The sequence below is a fragment of the Longimonas sp. genome (assembly GCF_040409695.1).
In the GTDB taxonomy this organism is placed as follows: Bacteria; Bacteroidota; Rhodothermia; order Rhodothermales; family Salinibacteraceae; genus Longimonas.
Genome location: NZ_JARWGJ010000223.1, coordinates 1 through 3,820, shown reverse-complemented (window position 1 = coordinate 3,820; position 3,820 = coordinate 1). Strand labels below are relative to the sequence as shown.

General features: G+C 61.2%; 3 protein-coding genes. All 3 read right to left on the bottom strand.

Translation table 11 applies throughout. The features are described 5' to 3' along the window. Positions 1 to 1,606 (bottom strand): tetratricopeptide repeat protein (locus PPP56_RS13445; RefSeq protein ID WP_353564566.1); only part of this gene is annotated, 1,606 nt, incomplete at its 3' end. A 75-nt stretch (positions 1,607 to 1,681) separates the two neighbouring features. Beyond that, complete coding sequence (gene pyk / locus PPP56_RS13440; protein WP_353564565.1) at positions 1,682 to 3,115, bottom strand: pyruvate kinase; 1,434 nt, start codon at positions 3,113 to 3,115, stop codon at positions 1,682 to 1,684. 210 nt (positions 3,116 to 3,325) lie between these two features. Then, positions 3,326 to 3,820: CBS domain-containing protein (locus PPP56_RS13435; RefSeq protein WP_353564564.1), on the bottom strand; the 495-nt coding region annotated here is incomplete at its 5' end.

Here is a 3,820-nt window from a genome sequence, read left to right as displayed (position 1 = left end):
CTGCCTCCGCCTCCGGCAGGACCACCTCCGCTGCTCCTGCCTCGCGGTCTACGATAGCAGGCTGCTCGACAGACCTGACGTCAGGCGATATGTCTCGGATACGCCAGAACGGTTCGCGGTCGCGATCGCCCCACTGGCGCTGGAACGAGCGCTGCCCTTCCTGCATCCGCTGCGAATCGCGATGGAACAGAAATCCGGCCTCCCTACTGGCTGCTTCGGTCGTGAGCTCAGGCGCGTCGGTCTCTACACGATTAGACGGCTCTGCTCCATCGACTCCGAACCGCGTATCTTGTTGCTCGGACCGGCTCTCAGTGACCTGTTCGGCCTCTTCGGCACGGCGCGCTTCTGCGATCTGGTCGATCCGCTCTTGAAACTCCTGTGGTGGCAGTTCACCGAGGACCAGCAGCGAGTCGTAGCGTGCGATGCGTGCGCTGGGAGCAGCAACCCGCTGGTAGCGCTCGGCAAGCGCCCGCACGTTGGGCAGCGCCGTGGCCGGGCGCGCCTGGTAGGTCTCAACTTCTTGTTGGCCCAGAGCGGTTGCCGACGAGTCGAAGTAGGCTGCCGCGGTCTCGTAGTCACTCCATGTATTGCGGTACATCATGCCCATGCGGTAATAAGCGCGGCCCTGTAGCGCACGGGCAACGGGCTCTTCGCCATGAAGCAGGGCTTGGTAGGCGTTAATTGCAGCGTTAGGGCGCTGTTGAAGCTCCTGTATGTAGGCTTCCAGGAGTCGGAGTTGGTCGCGCTGCTCTACGTTGCGATCGTCACGTGCCAGCAGGTCGGCACGGCGCACGAGGTCGAAGTCGCTGCTCGTCTGTGCTTCAGTGCGAAGGGCCCCCATGCGCCCAGCCAACTGAACCTCAAACTCGCGCGACTCGGCTGCTGCGCGGTAGGCCCGTGTGGACGCCCGGTAGTCAGATCGCACCTCAAAGAGCTGCGCACGCATCAACTGGGCCCGGGCCGCCTCAGTACGCGGTATGTCGCCCTCCAGAGCTCGGTCGAGGGCCTGCAGTGCTTCGCGCCAGGCTCCCTGCCGGGTGTGCAGCTCGGCCTGCACGAGCCAGAGCTTGCTCGCCCACGGCTCTTGCAAATGTTCCTGTTCGATGCTCGTGCGCACTTGCTCAGCAGCGCGCTCCGCATCCCCCTGACTGACCCGCGTTCGGGCCAGCCAGAACTGGGCTTCCGCGGTACGATCATCGCTTAGCGCAATGATCTCATTGAACTTTTCGGCGGCGGCGCCCCACTCGCCAAGATAGAAGTACGACTGCCCGATGAGCATAAGCGCATCGTCGACCCACTTCGACCCGGGATGGTCGCGCAGAATGTCGGCGGCCCGGTCGATGGCCTGCTCAAACGCCTGGCGGTTTACACGCCCATCGGGCTCGGGAAGAACAGCAACGAAGCGATCAGGCTCAAGCGCCCGCGTGCGCTCCTGCACGGACTCAAGCCCGGTTTCGAAATCTTGCTCGGCGTTATAGAAGGTGTTATAGTACGCCCGAAAGTTATCGACACGGCTTCCCACAACTGAGTCAGTGCTGCAGCCTGCCATGGGCATGCCAATCAGCAGTACGAAGCTGCCCGTAATGAGCCAGCGCAAGGAAGCCATGCGACGCGTTCAACGATGTTACGAGAGGGAGATACCGCGGGAGGCAGATACGCGATCTGCTCTGCGGCAAGCTGCTCAGTCCATGCGGCTTACGTGCACCATGTTTGTACGGCCGCGGGCAGGGAGCGGCATCCCTGCTGTCATCACGATGAGCTCACCCGGCTCAACGAGGCCCTGTTCTTTGAGCACACGGTGCACCTGCGCGATGCCACGATCAGTATCTTTCTGGAAGGGAACGTGAAAGCTTTCTGTTCCCCATAGAACGCCCAGTCGGCCTACAACGCGCTCGTCATCTGTAAAGGCGTAAATGGGCATGCTGGGGCGGTGGCGGGATATGGAGCGCGCTGTGGCTCCCGAGTTTGTGAGGCAGGCGATGGCCTTTGCTCCTACCTGTTCGGCCAGCCGGCAGGCGGTAAAGCTCACCGACTCGGTGACGCTATCGGTGCGTTCCAGCTGGTCGGGAGCCTGCACGAGTGCCCGGCGCCCCGTGCGCCAATGCGCTTCGGCCTGACGAATGATCTTGTCCATAGCACGCACAACGCGCACGGGGTCGTTCCCGACCGCGGTTTCGCCTGAAAGCATGACGGCGTCGCTCCCGTCGAGTACCGCGTTCGCTACGTCGCTCGCTTCAGCGCGCGTGGGACGCGGATTCTCGATCATGCTTTCGAGCATCTGCGTGGCTGTAATGACGGGCTTAGCCACCGAGAGGCCCTTGCTGATCAGTCCCTTCTGCGTGCCCGGCACTTGCTCCATGGGCATCTCAATGCCGAGGTCGCCACGGGCAACCATGATGCCGTCGGTCTCTTCGAGGATGGCATCGATGTTACGCACCGCTTCGGGCTTCTCAATCTTTGAGATGACCGGTGTGCTCTTTCCCGCCTCACGGATGCGGCGCTGCAGCTCGGCTACGTCGCCGCGCGTGCGCACAAAGGAGAGGGCAATGAGATCTACACCGACTTCCAGCCCAAACTCAAGGTCCTCAATATCTTTTTCGGTGAGCGATGGCGTAGACGTGCGAATGTTAGGCAGATTAACTCCCTTTCGTGAGCGTAGCGGACCGCCTTCGACCACGCGGGTTACGACATCGCCCCCGTCTCTAATCTCGGTGATTTCAAGCTCGAGCAGGCCGTCATCAAGCAAGATGCGCCCGCCAACGTCAGCATCTTCAGCAAGCGTCGCATAGTCAATCTGTACGCGCTCGGGCGTTCCTATGTCAATCGGGTCGCTCGTGAGCGTGATGGTTTCGCCCTCGTTGATAAATATGCAGCCATCTTGCACTTGTCCCACGCGGATCTTCGGGCCTTGCAGGTCTTGCAAGATGGGCACGACACGCCCTTGTGCCTGTGCGGCATCGCGCACCATCTGGATACGCCCGGCATGCTCCTCGTGGCTACCGTGTGAGAAGTTCATACGAGCCACATCCATACCTGCAGCAATGAGCCGTTCGATGGTCTCAGGGTCGTTACTGGCAGGCCCGAGAGTGACGACGATCTTTGTGCGACGATGCATATACGAAGGAGAAGATTGGTGAGGGAAAACCCGTGGGCTACAAACGTACTGATACGGCGCGGCAAAGAACACCCACCTGCGTTATCTATCTGCGAATGAAAGCGCTCCCACTGCCTACTACTGCCCTGCTTTGCCGGCATGTAATACTGATACGTGCCGGCGGGGGGATGCCATGTCTATGACAAATCGCTCTACTACACCATCAGCCTGTCACGTACGCGGAGTGGGAGTGGTGGGGGCAGGGTCGCGGTCTATTTCTTCGGCATCGCGCACTTGCAAGGCCGATGTAACCATAATAAGCTCGCCCACATTCTCAAGAGTGAGCAGTCCGACCAGTTCGCCATTGTCCACCACTGGCACGGTCGAGCAATCGCTCTGTTGCATCTGGCGAAACGCCTCGTCGAGCATGGCGTCGACGGGTAGCGATGTGCACTTCGCGTCTGCAACGTCGCGCACCGGGTAGTCGCGGCCGTGCTTGCGCAGCGCCTCAATGAGCTGCTGGCGACTTAGCATGCCGATCACGCGGCCCTCGTCTACGATCGGGAAGTCATGGTCGGTGCCCGCAAGAAGCTCGTCGACCGCGTCGCCCAGGGTCGCGTCGGGCGGTAGCACTCCGAAGCGTGTCATCATGGCTTTGCGCACCGGGGTGTCGCGAGCAACGGCCCGAAACTCTGCATGCTGCGACTCTTGTTGAGCGCCTATGTA

What these genes read in the sequence shown, in the direction of transcription:
- pyk (WP_353564565.1), bottom strand. Translation starts at nt 3,115, where the DNA reads ATGCATCGTCGCACAAAGATCGTCGTCACTCTCGGGCCTGCCAGTAAC.